This is a genomic window from Anaerobranca gottschalkii DSM 13577 (genome assembly GCF_900111575.1).
GTDB classification, from domain to species: Bacteria; Bacillota; Proteinivoracia; order Proteinivoracales; family Proteinivoracaceae; genus Anaerobranca; species Anaerobranca gottschalkii.
Genome location: NZ_FOIF01000003.1, coordinates 84948 through 103509, shown reverse-complemented (window position 1 = coordinate 103509; position 18562 = coordinate 84948). Strand labels below are relative to the sequence as shown.

The 18562-nt window shown below is 32.5% G+C and carries 17 protein-coding genes; 8 read left to right on the top strand and 9 right to left on the bottom strand.

Features of this window, described 5'->3' with window-relative positions:
- From BMX60_RS12175 to BMX60_RS02005, 7 genes are all read right to left on the bottom strand, one after another.
- The coding region (locus tag BMX60_RS12175) for a hypothetical protein (protein WP_423230152.1) at positions 1–240 on the bottom strand (240 nt) is incomplete at its 3' end.
- A gap of 375 nt (positions 241–615) precedes the next feature.
- Positions 616–1380 (bottom strand): hypothetical protein, encoded by a 765-nt coding sequence (locus BMX60_RS02030; protein WP_091348574.1) that lies wholly within the window; start codon positions 1378–1380, stop codon positions 616–618.
- Entirely contained in the window at positions 1367–2293 is a 927-nt protein-coding gene (locus BMX60_RS02025; protein ID WP_091348571.1) for an ABC transporter ATP-binding protein, read from the bottom strand. The genes BMX60_RS02030 and BMX60_RS02025 overlap by 14 nt, the downstream gene beginning before the upstream one ends.
- Before the next feature lie 4 nt (positions 2294–2297).
- Positions 2298–2495, bottom strand: coding sequence for a PLD nuclease N-terminal domain-containing protein (locus BMX60_RS02020; RefSeq protein WP_091348568.1), 198 nt, complete (start codon positions 2493–2495; stop codon positions 2298–2300).
- A gap of 26 nt (positions 2496–2521) precedes the next feature.
- Positions 2522–2914, bottom strand: coding sequence for a hypothetical protein (locus tag BMX60_RS02015; RefSeq protein WP_091348564.1), 393 nt, complete (start codon positions 2912–2914; stop codon positions 2522–2524).
- Positions 2915–3019: 105 nt separating this feature from the next.
- Entirely contained in the window at positions 3020–3532 is a 513-nt protein-coding gene (locus BMX60_RS02010; RefSeq protein WP_091348560.1) for a flavin reductase family protein, read from the bottom strand.
- Positions 3533–3606: 74 nt separating this feature from the next.
- Positions 3607–4260 carry an HAD family hydrolase gene (locus BMX60_RS02005; RefSeq protein WP_207648373.1) on the bottom strand — a complete coding sequence of 218 codons (654 nt, stop codon included), beginning with the start codon at positions 4258–4260 and terminating at the stop codon, positions 3607–3609.
- Between the two features lie 127 nt (positions 4261–4387).
- On the opposite strand from BMX60_RS02005, the gene speD (BMX60_RS02000) reads away from it, so the two are divergent.
- The 4 genes from speD (BMX60_RS02000) to BMX60_RS01985 all read left to right on the top strand — a co-directional run bounded on the left by speD (BMX60_RS02000) (position 4388) and on the right by BMX60_RS01985 (position 9371).
- Positions 4388–5209 (top strand): adenosylmethionine decarboxylase, encoded by an 822-nt coding sequence (speD, locus tag BMX60_RS02000; RefSeq protein ID WP_091348554.1) that lies wholly within the window; start codon positions 4388–4390, stop codon positions 5207–5209.
- Positions 5210–5330: 121 nt separating this feature from the next.
- Positions 5331–6395, top strand: coding sequence for a mechanosensitive ion channel family protein (locus BMX60_RS01995; protein ID WP_091348550.1), 1065 nt, complete (start codon positions 5331–5333; stop codon positions 6393–6395).
- Positions 6396–6524: 129 nt separating this feature from the next.
- A complete protein-coding gene (gene speD / locus BMX60_RS01990; protein ID WP_091348548.1) occupies positions 6525–7340 on the top strand; it encodes an adenosylmethionine decarboxylase in 816 nt (271 codons plus the stop codon).
- Between the two features lie 138 nt (positions 7341–7478).
- The gene (locus BMX60_RS01985; RefSeq protein ID WP_091348545.1) at positions 7479–9371 is read left to right on the top strand and encodes a YgiQ family radical SAM protein; all 1893 of its coding nucleotides are present in this window, start codon (positions 7479–7481) and stop codon (positions 9369–9371) included.
- A gap of 53 nt (positions 9372–9424) precedes the next feature.
- Here BMX60_RS01985 and BMX60_RS01980 read toward each other — a convergent pair whose 3' ends face one another.
- A complete protein-coding gene (locus BMX60_RS01980) occupies positions 9425–11119 on the bottom strand; it encodes a M3 family oligoendopeptidase (RefSeq protein ID WP_091348542.1) in 1695 nt (564 codons plus the stop codon).
- Between the two features lie 18 nt (positions 11120–11137).
- Positions 11138–11860 carry an alpha/beta hydrolase gene (locus BMX60_RS01975; RefSeq protein WP_091348540.1) on the bottom strand — a complete coding sequence of 241 codons (723 nt, stop codon included), beginning with the start codon at positions 11858–11860 and terminating at the stop codon, positions 11138–11140.
- A 146-nt stretch (positions 11861–12006) separates the two neighbouring features.
- Here BMX60_RS01975 and BMX60_RS01970 point away from each other — a divergent pair, with 146 nt between their 5' ends.
- The 4 genes from BMX60_RS01970 (at position 12007) to BMX60_RS01955 (ending at position 18544) form a co-directional block, all read left to right on the top strand.
- Entirely contained in the window at positions 12007–12423 is a 417-nt protein-coding gene (locus tag BMX60_RS01970) for a DUF1622 domain-containing protein (RefSeq protein ID WP_091348537.1), read from the top strand.
- A 321-nt stretch (positions 12424–12744) separates the two neighbouring features.
- Positions 12745–14313: a type I restriction-modification system subunit M gene (locus BMX60_RS01965; protein WP_091348535.1), complete on the top strand. Its 1569-nt coding sequence runs from the start codon at positions 12745–12747 to the stop codon at positions 14311–14313.
- The gene (locus BMX60_RS01960; RefSeq protein WP_091348532.1) at positions 14313–15503 is read left to right on the top strand and encodes a restriction endonuclease subunit S; all 1191 of its coding nucleotides are present in this window, start codon (positions 14313–14315) and stop codon (positions 15501–15503) included. Before BMX60_RS01965 ends, BMX60_RS01960 begins: the two co-directional genes overlap by 1 nt.
- A gap of 11 nt (positions 15504–15514) precedes the next feature.
- Complete coding sequence (locus BMX60_RS01955; protein ID WP_091348529.1) at positions 15515–18544, top strand: type I restriction endonuclease subunit R; 3030 nt, start codon at positions 15515–15517, stop codon at positions 18542–18544.
- The last annotated feature ends 18 nt before the right edge of the window (positions 18545–18562 follow it).

The window sequence follows — 18562 nt, the reverse complement described above, 5'->3', positions numbered from 1 at the left end:
TTTTCTACCCTTATTTGAATAATTAGCAATTAAGCTAGAAAAATCCATCTCCTCCATTACTTTTTTTAGGGTATAGACTGGATCGTCTGACGGTAATCCTATTTGATAAAGATCAAAATTAATTTCCTGTTGCCCTTTTTCGAAAAATTGGTTATAATAGAATTCGTTGGAATAACAGTTTATTTTTCTCATAGTTATATTATACAATATAACTAAGGAAAAGTGGTCAATCTTGATCATCTTTTCCATTTTTTTATATAAAAAAGTCAGCTAACTCTTATGAGTCAAGCTGACTTTTTTGGTGCCTATTTCCCGACAGCCCCTTCAGTTTGTAGACAAAGTCATTTTTTAAAGGCTGTGGTAATTAAACATTCTAACAAAGTTCTACGTCGAGATTTAAGGCTTCTATCTAAAAGTAAGAAGGGTACCGCTCTAATTCGCCATCCATGGCTCAATAGAGCTTTCGGAACGTCCTGTTCCTCACCCCTTCTTCCTTTTATCTAATCAGCTCTTAAATCTATCTCCTCAACTTAATCGTATCTTTGTTTAATTACCACAGCTGATGATGACTTTGTCTATAATTTGTCTTCAGTCTGAAGCACCAAAGGGTGCTTTTTATACCACTTCAACATTTTGCATACGATGGATAGCCAACCAATTTAAAGCTATTATTATAATCCCTGTTGTCAAAAGGGATGGCAGTATCGTTTCATCAAAGACATTGCCAACATCACTGGCCCGTTGGAATAAATAGTAAGGGCTAAATTCCTTTATTTTATCTATACTAGAAATTAACGGTAATAAATAGTTAAAAACAAGGACAGTTAATCCCGCTATTATTCCTTTTTTAACTAAACTACTGACAAAAAGGAGTAATGAAATAATAAAGATAAAGTAAATAGCCACTAAAATGGCTGATTGTAAGGCATGGAAAATTGTTATCCCACCATCTCCAAAGAGTAGTCCAGTATAATAATAGTTAACCAAAAACCCGATAAAAACGGCAGCAAAAATTACTCCATTGTAATGGAAAGACTTTGCTAATACCATCTGTGGTATCGATAAACCTTTAGAGGCAGGTAACATAAGTCTTTGTCTCCCTACTTCATCGGATAAAATACCCATTAGAGGGAAAATCACAAACATAATAATTAAAGAAAAGACATCAGAAATATAGTTTTGAATTACCCCTGCCCTATCAGGGATTAGCTGATCCAATAACTCTGAAGGAAGTTGGTCTCCTAAAAATTGAGGCAAAAGTTTAAGGCCTAAGGGATTGACTAAAGCCCAAATTCCAAAACCTGCTAGGAAAATAATATAACGGCTTTGTCTTAGGGATTCTAAGATCTCTTTTTTAAAATATGCCTTAAATGATGTCATTGTAATTCACCAACCTGATAAAAATATCTTCTAAATTTCCTTGCCGTATTTGGTAATTAACTACTGGGTTATCTAGTTTTCCTAACTGATTAATTAGCTCCCTTTTGGCCTTTTCTAAATCTTTAGCATAAAGGCTCAAATTTCTTTTTTCCTGAACTACCTTTTCTACCCAAGGCAAATTCTTTAATTCTTCTGCTACCTTAGCACAATCGTTTTCAAAGGTTATATCAAAAATCGGTTGAATGTATTTTTTTTGTAATTCTTCTAAACTGCTGCTCAGTAGTATTTCCCCTTTATCTAAAATACAAACTTCATCACAAACCCTTTCCACATCACTTAAAATATGGGTAGACAAAAATACAGTTATACTTTTATCCTTTAATTCTGTTATTAGTTCCACCATTTCCAAACGGCCTTGTGGATCTAATGCCGATGTCGGTTCATCTAAAAAGAGGTATTGGGGGTGGTTAAAGAGGGCTACAGCTAATCCTAACCGCTGTTTCATACCCCTAGAATAACCACCGACCCTTCGATCCTTGGCATCAGTTAATTTAACTTGATGTAATAACTCTTCTACCCTATTTTTTATTGAGCCTTTGGGAAAGCCACTAACCCCAGCGATAAAATGCAAATACTCCTCTCCAGTCATATAATCATAGAAAACTGGATTTTCTGGAAGATAGCCTATTTTTTTTAATATCTGATTTTTGTTTTCCGGAAAGTTCAAACCATCGAAAGTAATTTTTCCTGAATTAAAATTTATTAAACCAGTTAAAATATTCATAGTAGTAGACTTTCCAGCACCATTTTTACCTAAAAAGCCAAACACACTGCCTTTTTTAACGGTAAAATTTATAGATTTTAGAACTTGAAAATCTCCGTATTTTTTTACTAAACCTTCAACTTGTATCATCTCATTAATATCTCCTCTTGCCAAAAATTAAAAAACTAATTGGCCCTAAGGTACTTACAAAAAGGATGATAAAGGCCCAGGCCCACTTAGGCAGATGTTCTCCCCCATCCTTAAATAAAAGATACAAACAATAAAGCTTTAATGCTATCTCTACAAAAAGTAAAGGTAATAAAAAGGGCAAAGTTAAAATATTAGCACCCATTTTGCTTCACCTCCAAATTTTATTTTTTATATAGCTATATAAACAATAGCTACCAATAAAAGGACACTTAAGAAAATCGGCTGAAAAAAGGATAAACAGATTCCTGTACCAACTAAGAAAAGTAAAATTAATTTAAGGTATTTGTAAATCCCTTTTAAAATTTTATGCTTCTCCAGCTGAATTAAAAGATCTATATCTTCATTACTTATATCCTTTATTTTACTACGGTAATATTTTCCTTCTTTATCATCATAGCCTATTATTCCTTGATTTATTAAATAGTTAATTCCTTCAGCCTCATTGGAAAAACTATTAACCTTCTCTTTGACTTCTCTATTTTCATCATCGGATAAATAATCCTTTGGTAAATCCATAGCAATACTAGTTAAAAATTCCCTTTTTAATTTTTCTAATTTCAAACGAACCCCCTCCTACATTTACTTTTTTGTATATTCTACTTACATAGATAAAATCCTTCTATTTTTTACAAAAAAAGTATATTTGTTTATAAGAGGGGGGATTTTTTATTCTAATTTATAACAAGATACAATTTCTCCGTAAAAAAGTACATGAAAGTCATTGTTTTTGTAATAACGTTCATCTATTTCCCCTATTACAAGGCCTGGATCCATGCTTTGTTGGTAGACTACTTTACACTCATAATGGAGTTCACAATCTTCGATTACAGGAGTATTGACTTTAAACCCTGGTTTTAAATTTAGACGGGTTTGGGAAATTTTATCTATATCCCTTCCCGATTTGCTGCCACAAAAAGCCAATTCCTTTTTTAGATCTTTCTCTATAGGGATACTAATAGTAAATTCCCCTGAGGATTGGAGCATCCTGTAAGTATGCCTTGAATATCTCACACCTACCATAAATATAGGTTTTCCCCACATTATCCCTATACTTCCCCAACCAATTGTCATTGTATTGACTTTATCTTTATACTTAGTGGTTAAAAATGCTCCTTTAGGCAACTTATCCAGTACCTGAGGCAATAATTCACTGTATGTTATTTCTTTAATTTTAGACATATTTAAACCTCCCCATTTCGGTTATCATTTATATATATGACATTAAAGGATGAGAAATGCTGATTTTCAATAAATTATTTTTCCAAAAGGTCGAGAATTTCCAATGGTTTATCTACTACAACTTTAGCACCATTTTCCCACAATTCTTCTTTAGACCTAAATCCCCAACTGACTCCTACAGGATAAAAGTTGGCATTAACAGCAGTTTGCATATCTACATCGGAATCTCCTACATAAATAATTTCTTCAGGATTCAAATCCAGTTTATTAGCAATATGTAATGCTAATTGAGGATCCGGTTTATGGGGAAAAGGTTCCTCTGCCCCCTGAACAAAGGCAAAATTAAATTCTGGAAAAAAGTGTTTCACTACATCTTTAGTAAAATCATGGGGTTTGTTTGAAAGTATTCCTAAAAGGATATTTTTCCTTTGAAGTTCTTCTAATAATCTCTCTATTTGAGGATAGGGATTGGTCTTTTTATTCCATCTCCTACTGTACTCAGCTTTTGTCTCTTTATACACTGATAAAATTGTTTCTTCAGAGACATCTCCAGGCAATGCCCTTATAACCAATTTTTCCATCCCATTTCCTACAAATTTAAAATATTTTTCCCTTCCATGGGTTGGATAACCAAATTTTTTTAACACAGTATTTACCGAATCTGCAATATCATCAATACTATTGATCAATGTCCCATCTAAATCAAAAAAAATTCCTTTAAAAGCCATAATCATTTCCCCCTGATAAAGTATTTTACTATATTATATATCCATCGCACCCAATTAAAAAGATTATATTTTGCTATCTAAGGAATAATATAAATAAAGAATAAATCCTAAACGGGAGGAAAAGGGTATGAAAATAAAATCATTTAAAAAACTTAAACTATATGGTTTCAATAACCTTACTAAAACTTTAAGTTTTAATATGTATGATATATGTTATGCAAAAACTGAAGAGGATCGTAAAGGGTATATTAAATACATCGATGAAGAGTATAGTGCTGAGAGGTTAACCAAAATTTTGAAGGATGTGGCCCAGATTATAGGTGCCAATATATTAAACATAGCTAAACAGGATTATGAACCCCAAGGGGCTTCAGTCACCATGTTGGTTTCTGAAGAAGGAGTATTTTCTGATTCTCCTCCTGAAGAACTAGAGGAATCTGAAAGTCCAGGACCCCTTCCCGGCTCTGTTGTAGGCCACTTAGATAAAAGCCATATCACAGTTCACACTTACCCTGAAAGTCATCCCTACCAAGGTATTAGTACCTTTAGAGCAGATATCGATGTTTCTACTTGTGGTCATATATCTCCACTCAAAGCATTGAATTATTTAATCCACAGTTTTGATGCCGATATTATGACAATAGACTACAGGGTTAGGGGCTTTACCCGGGACGTCAATGGTAGAAAGTTGTTCATCGACCACAAAATCAACTCTATTCAAAACTATATTGATATCGATACAAGGGACCGCTACCAAATGATCGATGTAAATATTTATCAAGAAAATATTTTCCATACTAAATTACTACTAAAAAAATTTGATCTAGATAATTACCTTTTTGGTGTTGATAAAAAGGATTTAACTCCACAGGAAAGGCGGAAAATTAAAGCACAACTTAAAAAAGAAATGAATGATATTTTCTATGGTAGAAATGTCATTAAAGTATAATTTATTTACTAACTTTAGCTTCCTTGCCAAGAATAGGTAAGGAGCTTTTTATTTTGCCCTTGAAAAATCAGCCTAGTATGTTAAAGTATTAATAAAGTAACTTTTATTATAGGTGATACTTATGGAAGATTTTTTAAGAATTTGGCATCAATATTTGCAAATTCCCGCAGTTTTCCTTTCTTTCTTATTTATTTTTTATATACTGAGTAAAATATTTGATAGTTTTTTTTATCCCATTATTCTAAAAATTACCGAAAAGACTAAAACCAGTGTCGATACAAAAATCGCTTTAGCTTTCCGTAAGCCTGTAAAAAACTTCATTTTACTTTTAGGAGTTTTCCTAGGAGTCAGGACCCTTCCCCTATCTGTTGAAATTTACGGGGTAGTTCTCCGGCTTTTTAGGTCTTTGATAATTGTCCTTATTTCTTCCGTTTTTTACAATTTAGCTAGTACATCTTCCGTTTTATTTGAAAAGCTAACGGAAAAATTAGAGTTTGAAATGGATAAAATTTTGATTCCAATTTTTTCCAAAGCCCTTCGTTTCATCATTTTTGCTATCAGTGCAACGATAATTGCTCAAGAGTGGGGATATGATGTCAATGGTTTTGTTGCAGGGTTAGGTTTAGGTGGTTTAGCCTTTGCATTAGCTGCCCAAGATACAATAGCCAACTTTTTTGGCGGTATTGTTATAATTTTGGACAAACCCTTCTCAATTGGGGATTGGATATTAACTCCCCAGGTAGAAGGTACAGTAGAAGATATAAATTTTAGAAGTACAAAGGTTAGGACCTTCGCCCATGCTTTAGTAACAGTTCCTAATTCCAGCTTGGTTAAAGGCCCTATAACCAATTGGAGTAAAATGGGTAAAAGGAGAATTACTTTTAATCTAGGTGTTACTTATACCACTCCCCGTCACAAACTCCAGCTCTGTGTCCGAAGGATTGAATCGATGTTAAAAAATCATCCTGATATCCATCCTGAAACTATTTTTGTCAATTTTGACAGTTTTAACGAAAGTTCACTAGATATATTTATATATTGTTTTACTAAAACCACGGTGTGGGGAGAGTTTTTAAAGGTAAAAGAAGATGTTAATTTTAAAATTATGGCTATTTTAGAAGAAGAAGGAGTATCTATAGCTTTTCCTTCCAGAAGTATATATTTCGAAAATTCCTTACCAAAATAAGCTTATCCCCTTTACATATTATATAAAGTAATTTATAATATAACCTTGTGAAACATAATATATTAGTTGAAAAAATATAAAAAAGTGGTATTATTAAATTGTATACCGTGGGAAAAGGAGGTATTGCCAATGGAAATTAAACCTTACAAAAAAATTGAACTTTACGGATTTAACAACCTGACGAAAACCTTGAGCTTTAACATGTATGACATTTGTTACGCAAAAACCCCTGAAGATCGAGCTAACTATATTCAATATATAGATGAGCAGTATAATGCCGATAGATTGACGGAAATTCTAACCAATGTTGCTAAAATCATTGGTGCTAATATATTAAATATCGCTAAACAAGATTATGAACCTCAAGGTGCCTCTGTAACCATTTTAGTCTCTGAAGAAGGGGAATTTAACACTAATGTCAACGAAGAGGCAGAATCCCCAGGACCATCTTCTTTAGGTTCTGTAGCTGCCCATTTAGATAAAAGTCATATTACAGTACACACTTATCCTGAAAGCCATCCCGATGATGGTATCAGTACCTTTAGAGCTGATATCGATGTATCAACCTGTGGACATATCTCTCCACTCAAAGCATTAAACTATTTAATGCAGTCCTTTGATACTGATATTGTAACTATTGACTACAAAGTTAGAGGTTTTACTAGGGATATTAATGGCAAAAAGATCTTTATCGACCATAAAATCAACTCTATTCAAAACTATTTAGATGTTGAGTTTAGAGATCGTTATCACATGATAGATGTCAATGTTTATCAAGAAAATATTTTCCACACTAAGATGTTGCTAAAAGACTTCGATTTAGATAACTATCTATTTGGTATCAGTAAAAAAGATTTATCCCCCAATGAAAAGCGGAAAATCAGAAACAAACTTAAAAAGGAAATGTACGAAATCTTCTACGGAAGAAATGTTATTAAAGTTTAATAAGTCTCAAGTTAGACAAGGGTTAATAACCCAGTTGCCAGAACTTTGCTGGTAACTGGGTTTATTAATAAACTTTTAGACCTTGGGTAAATTAAAAATACAAGCCTTATATTTCGGTTTTAATAGGAGTTGAAAAGGATGAATGATTTTTTACCTATTTCAAAAGAAGATATGGAAAAACGGGGTTGGGATTCCCTAGATTTTATCATTGTAAGTGGTGATGCCTATGTCGATCACCCCTCCTTTGGAGTTGCCATCATTGGTAGGGTATTAGAAAGTAAAGGGTTTAAAGTTGGCATTATACCCCAACCTAATTGGAATAGTATCGAAGATTTTAAAAGATTAGGGAAACCTAATTTAGCCTTCTTAGTTTCCAGTGGTAATATTGATTCAATGGTTAACCACTACACCGTTGCTAAAAAAAGGAGAAAAACCGATCAGTATTCCCCGGGAGGTAAAGGTTTTTTAAGACCAGACCGGGCTACAATAGTTTATTCCCAAAAAGTAAGGGAAGCATATAAAGATGTTCCCATTATTATTGGTGGAGTGGAAGCTAGTTTAAGGCGTTTAGCCCACTATGATTATTGGGATAACAAGGTTAGACGTTCCATATTATTGGATTCTAAAGCAGATCTATTGATTTATGGTATGGCTGAGAAATCTATGATTGAAGTTGCGGAAAGTTTACAAAGTGGGATTCCCATTGAACAAATAACTTTTATCAAAGGAACGGCATATAGAACATCGGATTTGTCCCATTTAGTAGATGAAGAATTTTTACCTTCCTATGAAGAAATCTCAAAATCCAAAATAAAGTATTGTAAACACTTTATGCTCCAATACAACAATACTGATAGTATAACAGCTAAAACTTTAGTAGAGCCTTATGAAAAAAGTAAAACTTATGTCGTTCAAAATCCCCCTGCTCCTCCTTTAACAACAGCTGAACTAGATTGGATTTATTCCCTTCCCTTTACAAAGGAATATCACCCAATTTATGAAAAAGATGGAGGTGTTCCCGCCTTAACAGAAGTAAAATTCAGCTTAGTAAGCAGCCGTGGTTGTTTTGGTGGTTGTAGTTTCTGTTCCCTCACCTTCCATCAAGGGAGGGTTATTCAACCTAGAAGCAGCCAATCTATTATAGCTGAAGCTAAAAAAATGGTTTGGGACCCTGATTTTAAAGGATATATCCACGATGTAGGAGGACCTACGGCAAATTTCCGAAAACGGGCCTGTAAAAAACAAGAAAAACAGGGAGTTTGTAATAACAAGCAATGCCTCTATCCTACCCCCTGCAAAAACTTAGAAATAGATCATAGTGAATATTTGAAATTGTTAAGGGAACTTAGATCTCTACCAAATGTAAAAAAAGTGTTTATCCGTTCTGGTATCAGATATGACTATCTCATCTATGATAAAAATGATGAATTCTTCAAAGAGCTATGTGAACACCATGTCTCAGGGCAGCTTAAAGTTGCTCCAGAACATATATCTCCAAGGGTTTTAGAAAAGATGGGTAAACCAGGTAGAGATATTTACGAAAAGTTTGTCGATAAATACTATCGGATTAACGAAAAGTTAGGTAAAAATCAATTTTTAGTTCCTTATTTAATGTCTTCCCATCCCGGCTCAGACCTTCAGGCAGCCATAGAGTTAGCTGAGTATTTACGGGATATCAACTATCATCCAGAGCAAGTACAAGACTTTTATCCAACACCGGGAACCCTCTCCACTTGTATGTATTATACCGAATTAGATCCTAGGACTTTAAAGCCGGTCTATGTTCCCAAAGATCCTAAGGAAAAAGGGATGCAGCGGGCTTTGCTGCAATATAAAAATCCTAAGAACTATGATTTGGTATACCAAGCTCTAATTAAGGCAAACCGGAAAGACTTAATTGGTTATGGCAAGAAATGTTTAATAAAACCCAAAATAAAGGGTGCTCCCTTAAGTAAGGATCCGGACAGAAATTCTAAAAAGAAAGATTCAAAAGGAAAGGGTAGGCCGGTAAATAAAAGGAAAAATACTTAATATTTTATTACCAAAGGAAAGGGAAAGGCCGCAAAATCATTGCGGCCTCACTTTTACAGTTTTTTGTCATCAACGGAATTTAGCCAAGCTTCTATATCATCGATTACCCATTTTACACAACCTTCTTCAAAGGGTGATTTTAGATTAGCTAATTCCACAAGTTTTACAAAGGACATACTTCCACCGGCTTTACACAATGTCAAGTAATCCTGCCAAGCACCTTCCCTATCAGTTTTAGCCTTTTTCCAAAATTGGAAAGCACAGATTTGAGCTAAGGTGTAATCAATGTAGTAGAAGGGATTTTTAAAGATATGGCCTTGTTGATACCAGAAGCCACCCCTCTCTAAATAATCATTTTCATCGTAATTTCTGTGGGGCAGGTATTTTTTCTCAATTTCCCTCCACGCCCTTTTCCTCTCTTCAGGGGTGATATCTGGATTTTCATAAATAAAATGTTGGAACTCATCTACCGTTACACCATAGGGGATAAACAATAATCCTTCACTTAAATGGGAGAATTTATATTTTTCTGTGTCTTCTTTAAAGAATAAGTCCATCCATGGCCAAGTGAAAAATTCCATACTCATTGAATGGATTTCACAGGCTTCTAATGTAGGGAAACCGTATTCGGGAACTTCATACCCTCTACTTTGGTAAACTTGAAAGGCGTGACCTGCTTCATGGGTTAGGACATCAATATCCCCTGCTGTACCGTTAAAGTTGGCAAATATGAATGGTGATTTATATTTGCTGATATAGGTACAATAACCTCCCGATGCCTTCCCTTTTTTACTTAGTAGATCCATTAACTCATTTTCCACCATAAACCCGAAGAACTCATGGGTTTCTGGAGATAATTCTTCATACATTTTTTTACCATTTTCTATAATCCATTGGGGGTCACCTTTAGGGGTTGGATTTCCTGTTTTAAAACTAAAGGCATCGTCATAGTATTTTAGCTCTTCTACCCCTATTCTCTCTTTTTGCCTTTCCTTTAGTTTACTAGCAACTGGAACTATGTACTTTTCTACTTGTTTTCGGAAATTTGCCACCATCTCTGGATTGTAATCGGTTCTATTTAAACGGGCATAGGCTAAGGGAATAAAGTTTTCATAACCTAATTTTTTAGCTATTTGGGTCCTTACTTTTACTAACTTATCATAAATTTCATCAAACTTAGCCTCATTTTCTCTAAAGAAATTGTATTTTGCTTCATTGGCCTTTTTCCGGATTTCTCTATCCTTTGATTGTAAAAAAGGTCCTAATTGAGCTAAGTTTCTTTCTTCACCTTCAAAAAATATCTTTGCTGAAGCCAATAATTTTGTATACTCTGTTGTCAATTTATTCTCTTGTTGTAAATCTTCTATAATCTCTGGTTTAAAGGTTTTTAGTGTCGTTTCTGCAATGGCAAAAAGTTGTGAGCCCCATTTTTTTTCTAATTCAGTTCTAAACTTTGAGTCTACTAAAGCTTTGTAATATTCACTAATCATTCCTTCATACAATGGTCCGACTTCATCGAAATAATCCATTTCTCCTTTATAAAACTCGTCATTGGTATCGATTGTGTGGCGAATATAAACTATTTGTTGCATCGACTCTACTTCACTTCTCAACCGGTTTATTTCTTTCATAACCCTGTCTTGTTCTTCAAAGGTTGTAGCACCTTCAAAGGCTTGTAGAAGTTCTTTAAACTCTTTTTCTACTCCGGTTAAATCGGGCCTTACATACTCAAACTGACTAAATTTCATTCCTTTTCCCTCCTGTTTTTAAAAAATCCATTTTATGAATTCTGGAAAACGAATACCCCAACTCAGTTCATTATGGTATCCATTTTCATCTAAAACAAATTTTAGTTTATTATTTCCTATTCTTTTTTGTAGATATTCATGTAACTCAATTGCATCTTTTACATAAATTTCTTCAAAATCCTTCTTATCTTTATTGCTCCTTTCATTTTTACCAATGTCTAAATATATCAGGGTATCTTCTAGATTCTCCCCCTCTAAAAAGGAATATAGCTCTTTTTTTACTGCCCAAATAGCAGGTGAAAAGGCTCCAATTCTAGAAAAAACACTGTTATATTTAATACCGATATATAAAGAGATTATTGCTCCCATAGAACTTCCCGAAATAGCAGTATATTTTCTTTCTGATAAAGTCCGATATTTTTTATCGATCATTGGTTTTAAAGTTTCAGCGATAAATGCTCCATACCCTACACCTTCTCCCCCTATTTTATCCTTAGTTGTCCAGTTTTTAAATTCTTTTAAACAGGTTACTTCCCAAGGGGAATACTCGTCAAACCTTTTAAAACCTTCTTGATTATTGTCGATAGCCACTACAATAATTCCCCTATTATCTCCCTTACTATAGAGTTCATCTAAGGTTTTTCCCACTTCCCATGCCATATTAAATGACGACTCTTCTGGGAAAAATAAGTTTTGACCATCATGCATATATAAAACTGGGTAGGAGATCTTTACCCCCATTTAACATATTTCTATAAATTAACAAAAATACCTTCTAAAAACTATCTAACTTTAAATTTTTTTATTTCTCCCCTTGAAAATAGAAAAAAAACTAATTAGAATATAACTGGTATCATAAAATTAAATAATAGAAAGAAGGTTTTTTTATGCATGCTCTATATGAGGTTTTGCATCATTTGGTCCTTGAACTAACAATGCTCCTTATTCTGCTTTTAGAATTATTAGGGGCAGGAGTTATTATCTATGTAGGACTAGTAGCTTTAATTAAATTTTTCACCTTGAAATTCTGTCAATCCTCTACGGAAATAAGAATTCGTTTTGGTAGAGGTATAGCTATGGGTTTACAATTTTACCTGGCAGCTGAGATATTGCGTTTGATCACCATAAGGGAATACAAAGACTTAGCTATCGTTGGTGCTATTATTATTTTACACGTCATTGTTTCTGTTTTAGTTAGCTGGGAAGTACACCATAGTATTAAAATGATTAAAGAAGAAGAGGAACTTGATGAAAAATCAGGTTTACTACCAAAATTAAACAAAAGTAAGCAATGTGATATGTAGGTAGTTATAAAGACACAACTCCTTTATTTTAGGGAAAATCCCTTGAATAAAGGAGTTGTTTGTTGTTAGAAGATATTTCACCTTTAACTGTATATTTTCTAACGAAAACTTTGTTAAATTAAAGGAAATTCAATATTTATCACGAATTTAATTACAGAACAAAATAAAGATGCTAACTAGAATTTAACATTATTGAGATTTACTATGTATTTTGATAAACTATATTTTGAATATAATAGTATATGTAATTTTTTCTATTATTTTACATAACTCTCTTATTTTGTTACATTAATAAATTTATCTAAAGGAAGGGGTTTTAAAATGATTGATAACAAAAAAGAACAAGAAAGAGCAGAATTATATCGCACAATATGGAATATAGCTAATGATCTCCGTGGAAGTGTAGATGGTTGGGACTTTAAACAATATGTCCTTGGATTCTTATTCTACCGTTATATTTCTGAAAATATAACTGCCTATATAAATGAAGGAGAATGGGAAGTTGGTAATAAAGATTTTGATTACGCTAAATTATCAGATGAAGAAGCTGAACAAGCACGGGAAGATATAATTCCATCAAAAGGATTTTTTATTTTGCCAAGTGAACTATTCGAAAATGTCCTTCGCCGTGCAGCTGATGATGAAAATCTAAATGAAACCCTTGCCAAAATATTTAAAAACATTGAATCATCGGCTCAAGGAACAGAAAATGAAGATAACTTTAAAGGATTATTTGATGATCTCGATTTAAATAGCAATAAATTAGGTTCAACGGTAGCAAAACGAAATGAAACATTGGTTAAGATTTTAAATGGTATAGCGAGTATGCAACTTGGCGATTATAAGGATAGTTCTATTGACACCTTCGGTGATGCTTATGAATTCTTAATGGCAATGTATGCTTCAAATGCCGGTAAAAGTGGTGGTGAATTTTTCACCCCTCAAGAAGTATCGGAATTATTAGCACGAATCGCTTTAGTAGGCAAAACAGAAGTTAATAAAGTTTATGACCCGGCATGTGGTTCTGGTTCTTTGCTTTTAAAATTTGCCAAAATATTAGGTAAAGATAATGTTCGCCAAGGTTTCTTTGGACAAGAAATTAATATTACTACTTATAACCTTTGCAGGATCAATATGTTTTTACATGACATTGACTATAATAAATTTAATATTGGTCACGGAAACACATTAACTGAACCCCTACATTGGGATGATGAACCTTTTGAAGCTATAGTTTCAAACCCTCCTTATTCTGTTAAATGGGATGGAGATAGTAATCCTTTACTAATAAATGACCCTCGTTTTTCACCTGCAGGAGTTCTTGCTCCTAAATCTAAAGCAGACCTTGCATTTATAATGCATAGCCTTTCTTGGTTAGCTACCAATGGAACAGCAGCAATAGTATGCTTCCCAGGTGTTTTATATCGTGGCGGAGCTGAACAAAAAATAAGAAAGTATTTAGTTGAAAATAACTTTATAGATTGTATTATTCAATTACCTGACAACCTATTTTTTGGAACAAGTATAGCAACTTGTATTATGGTATTAAAAAAATCAAAATCCGATAACAATATTTTATTTATAGATGCTTCCAATGAATTTGTTAAAGTTACAAAAAATAATAAGCTTTCTCAAGATAACATCGAAAAAATACTAAATGCTTATATAGACAGAAAAGATGTAAAACATTTTACTAAACTTGTACCAAAAGAAGAAATTGAAAAACAAGATTATAACCTTTCAGTATCTACATATGTAGAAAAAGAAGATACAAGAGAAAAGATAGATATTGTCGCTCTTAATGCTGAAATAAAAGAAATAGTTGAAAGACAAAAGAAATTAAGGGAAGAAATTAATAAGATTATTTCAGAGATTGAGGTGGCAGAGTAATGAGCAAATTGGAAGAATTAATAAATGAATTGTGTCCTGATGGGGTGGAGTATAAAGAGTTAGGGGAAATTTGTAATTTTAAAAAAGGAGAATCAATAACAAAAAAACAATTAAACGAAGGAGATTATCCCGTCATTGCTGGTGGAAGAACACCTGCTTATTATATTGATAAGTTTAATAAAAGTGGTGAGACAATTGCTGTTTCAAGTAGTGGTGCATTTGCAGGTTTTGTGTCTTACTGGAATATCCCCGTTTTTATATCTGACGCATTTACAATCGAACCAAAAACAGATAACTTATTAGTAAAATATTTATTTTACTCTTTAGTTAATAAACAACAAGTCATATATAGTATGCAAAAGGGCGGAGGAGTCCCACATGTTTACTCAAAAGATGTAGCAAGATTAGTTATCCCACTTCCCCCACTACCAGTCCAGCAGGAAATAGTTCGCATATTAGACAAGTTTACTGAACTTACTGCTGAACTTACTGCTGAACTTGAAGCAAGAAAAAAGCAGTATGAGTATTATAGGGAGAAGTTATTAACTTTTGATTTATCTTTGCTAAGTGAAAATCAAATGAGCAAATTAATAAGAGAATTGTGTCCTGATGGGGTGGAGTATAAAAAGTTAGGAGATATTATTTTTGAAACAAAAGAACGGAACAAACAATGTATATACGATAAAGTATATAGCGTTACCAACAACGGAATTCTTGTACCAACATCAGAATATTTTGATAGACAAATTACAAGTGAAGATACATCAAATTATAAAGTTGTTCATAATGGTATGTTCGTGTATAATCCTTCTCGAATAAATATTGGTTCTATTGCATGGTTAAAAGAAAATGAACCCGTTATTGTAAGCCCTATGTATATTGTATTTGGTATTAATATAGAAAAAGTTTCTCAAGAATATCTTATGTACTATCTTAGATCTAACGTGGGTATTCATAAAATTAATAATAAAGTTGAACCTGGCGCACGTTTTAGATTACCTATTGAATCATTGTCTAAAATCACAATTCCCCTTCCCCCACTACTAGTCCAGCAGGAAATAGTTCGCATATTAGACAAGTTTACTGAACTTACTGCTGAACTTACTGCTGAACTTGAAGCAAGAAAAAAACAATATGAATATTATAGAGACAAACTATTATCCTTTAAACCACTTCCATCAAAAAACTAGGAGGCGGTAGAATGAGCATATATAATATAGTAGCAAGTACCGATGAATCTACTGTTGTTTCTGAGTATTTTGCTGATTATCGAGTACGTTCAAAAAAATATCAAAGCGAAGCAGAACTTGAAAATGAATTTATTAACCTATTATCTTCTCAGGGATATGAATATCTTAAAATTAATAATGAAACTGAATTAATTCAAAACCTGAGAAAACAACTGGAAAAGTTAAATGATTTTACTTTCACCGATAACGAATGGAAAAGATTTTTTTCAGAATCTTTAGCTAATCCCAATGAAGGTATTATAGAAAAAACTAGAAAGATTCAAGATGACCATATACAAATACTAAAAAGAGATGATGGAACAACTAAAAACATATACCTTATAGACAAAAAAAATATTCATAACAATTCTTTACAAGTAATAAATCAATATGAAGAATCAGGTGGTACCCATAAAACCCGTTATGATGTTACTATTTTGGTAAATGGTTTTCCTATTGTCCATGTGGAACTAAAGCGAAGAGGTGTTGCAATAAGGGAAGCTTTTAACCAAATTAATCGCTATCAACGGGATAGTTTCTGGGCATCTTCTGGTTTATTTGAATATATTCATATCTTCGTAATTTCAAATGGCACCCATACCAAATATTACAGTAATACAACCCGTAATGCCCATATAAAAGAGCAAAGGGCAGCTGAAAGGAAAAAGAGTAAAAAAACAAGTAACAGCTTCGAATTTACAAGCTTTTGGGCTGATGCTAATAATAAAATTATTCCTGACCTAATTGATTTTACTAAAACATTTTTTGCTAAACACACCCTTTTAAACATATTAACAAAATATTGTGTTTTCACTACAGAAAACCTTTTATTAGTTATGCGTCCTTATCAAATAGCAGCAACAGAACGAATTTTATCTCGGATAGCAATAGCAACAAATTATAAGAAGATGGGAACTATATCGGCAGGAGGATATATTTGGCATACCACAGGTTCTGGTAAAACACTAACCAGTTTCAAAACAGCCCAATTGGCAAGTTCCTTAAGCTATATTGATAAAGTACTATTTATTGTAGACCGCAAAGACCTTGATTACCAAACAATGAAGGAATATGACCGTTTTGAAAAAGGAGCTGCCAATGGCAATACTTCTACCAAAATTCTTCAAAAACAATTAGAAGATCCTAATGTCAGAATTATAATAACAACTATCCAAAAATTAGATAGATTTATATCAAAAAACAAAGAACATCCCATTTATAAAAAAAATGTAGTTTTAATATTTGATGAATGTCACCGTTCTCAATTTGGAGAGATGCATAATAAAATTATAAAATCCTTTAAAAAATACTATATTTTTGGATTTACTGGAACCCCTATTTTCCCTGTAAATGCAAGTAGTAGTAGTAAAAACCCCCTTAAAAAGACAACTGAACAAGTATTTGGCGATAAACTTCATACTTATACAATTGTAGATGCAATAAACGATGGGAATGTATTACCATTTAGAATAGACTTCATAAATACAATTAAAGAGAAAGACAATATAAATGATACTAAGGTTCGTTCAATAGATATTGAAAGGGCTTTATTAGCCCCTGAAAGAATTAAAGAAGTTACAACCTATATTTTAGATCATTTTGACCAAAAAACTAAACGTAATAGTTTTTATTCATTAAAAGGTCAAAGGATTGCAGGGTTTAATTCTATCTTTGCTGTAGATTCGATACCTATGGCAATGAAATATTACACCGAATTTAAACGTCAATTAAAAGAAAGAAATAGAGATTTAATTGTTGCTACTATTTTCAGTTTTAGTCCTAATGAAGATGATCCAGAGGATATTTTCCCTGATGAAGAATTTGAAACTGATAAGCTTGATTCATCTGCAAGGGAATTCTTAGAGTCTGTTATTTCCGATTACAACAAGATATTTAACACTAATTTTGATACTTCAGCAGATAAATTTCAAAACTATTATAAAGACCTCTCCCAAAGGGTTAAAAACCGTGAAGTAGACTTATTGATAGTAGTTAATATGTTTTTAACTGGTTTTGATGCTACTACACTTAACACCCTTTGGGTAGATAAAAACTTAAAATATCACGGATTAATTCAAGCCTTTTCGAGAACAAACAGAATATTAAACTCTGTGAAAACTTATGGAAATATTGTTTGTTTTAGAGATTTAAAACAAGCAACCGATGATGCTATTGCACTTTTCGGCGATAAGAATGCCGGTGGTGTTGTTTTATTAAAAACCTTTAACGATTATTACAACGGCTATGACGAAAATGGCAAATACTATCCTGGATATACTGAATTAATAGCTAGATTACAAAAAGATTATCCATTAGGAAAAGCAATAATTGGTGAAGAAGCTCAAAAGGAATTTATAAAACTATTTGGTTCTATACTTCGTATTAGAAACATATTAACTGCTTTTGATGATTTTGAAGGTAAAGAAATTCTAAATGAACGTGATTTCCAAGATTACCAAAGTGTATATATTGACCTTTACCAAGTTTTCAGAAAAGATGAAAGGGCTAATAAAGAAAATATTAATGATGATATTGAATTTGAGATTGAGTTGATAAAACAAATTGAAGTAAATATTGATTATATACTAATGTTAGTTGCAAAATATTATGAATCTAACTGTACTGATAAAAACATACTTGTTTCTATTGATAAAGCTGTTAACTCAAGTATAGAACTTAGAAGTAAAAAGGAATTAATAGATAAATTTATTAACACTATAAACCTAACCACTAATATAGACGATGATTGGCGTAAATTTATCTTGAATCAAAAAGAAATTGATTTAGAAAATATTATTAAAGAAGAGCGATTAAAACCAGATGAGACAAGAAAATTTATTGAAGGTTCTTTCAGAGACGGTATTTTAAAAACTACTGGAACAAGTATCGATAAGATTTTACCACCCATTTCCCGCTTTGGTAATAATAACAGATTAGCTAAAAAACAGTTTGTCATTGAAAAATTAATATCTTTCTTTGATAAGTATTTTGGGTTAGTGTAAGATAGTTTATATATTCCC

Coding starts and splice junctions, on each gene's coding strand:
- BMX60_RS02010 (WP_091348560.1), bottom strand. CDS start 3,532: ATGTCTAAAATTAAAGAAATAACATACAGTGAATTATTGCCTCAGGTA.
- BMX60_RS01955 (WP_091348529.1), top strand. CDS start 15,515: ATGAGCATATATAATATAGTAGCAAGTACCGATGAATCTACTGTTGTT.
- BMX60_RS01985 (WP_091348545.1), top strand. CDS start 7,479: ATGAATGATTTTTTACCTATTTCAAAAGAAGATATGGAAAAACGGGGT.
- BMX60_RS01965 (WP_091348535.1), top strand. CDS start 12,745: ATGATTGATAACAAAAAAGAACAAGAAAGAGCAGAATTATATCGCACA.
- speD (WP_091348548.1), top strand. CDS start 6,525: ATGGAAATTAAACCTTACAAAAAAATTGAACTTTACGGATTTAACAAC.
- BMX60_RS02005 (WP_207648373.1), bottom strand. CDS start 4,260: ATGGCTTTTAAAGGAATTTTTTTTGATTTAGATGGGACATTGATCAAT.
- BMX60_RS01980 (WP_091348542.1), bottom strand. CDS start 11,119: ATGAAATTTAGTCAGTTTGAGTATGTAAGGCCCGATTTAACCGGAGTA.
- BMX60_RS01960 (WP_091348532.1), top strand. CDS start 14,313: ATGAGCAAATTGGAAGAATTAATAAATGAATTGTGTCCTGATGGGGTG.
- speD (WP_091348554.1), top strand. CDS start 4,388: ATGAAAATAAAATCATTTAAAAAACTTAAACTATATGGTTTCAATAAC.
- BMX60_RS01975 (WP_091348540.1), bottom strand. CDS start 11,860: ATGGGGGTAAAGATCTCCTACCCAGTTTTATATATGCATGATGGTCAA.
- BMX60_RS02030 (WP_091348574.1), bottom strand. CDS start 1,380: ATGACATCATTTAAGGCATATTTTAAAAAAGAGATCTTAGAATCCCTA.
- BMX60_RS02020 (WP_091348568.1), bottom strand. CDS start 2,495: ATGGGTGCTAATATTTTAACTTTGCCCTTTTTATTACCTTTACTTTTT.
- BMX60_RS02025 (WP_091348571.1), bottom strand. CDS start 2,293: ATGATACAAGTTGAAGGTTTAGTAAAAAAATACGGAGATTTTCAAGTT.
- BMX60_RS01970 (WP_091348537.1), top strand. CDS start 12,007: ATGCATGCTCTATATGAGGTTTTGCATCATTTGGTCCTTGAACTAACA.
- BMX60_RS01995 (WP_091348550.1), top strand. CDS start 5,331: ATGGAAGATTTTTTAAGAATTTGGCATCAATATTTGCAAATTCCCGCA.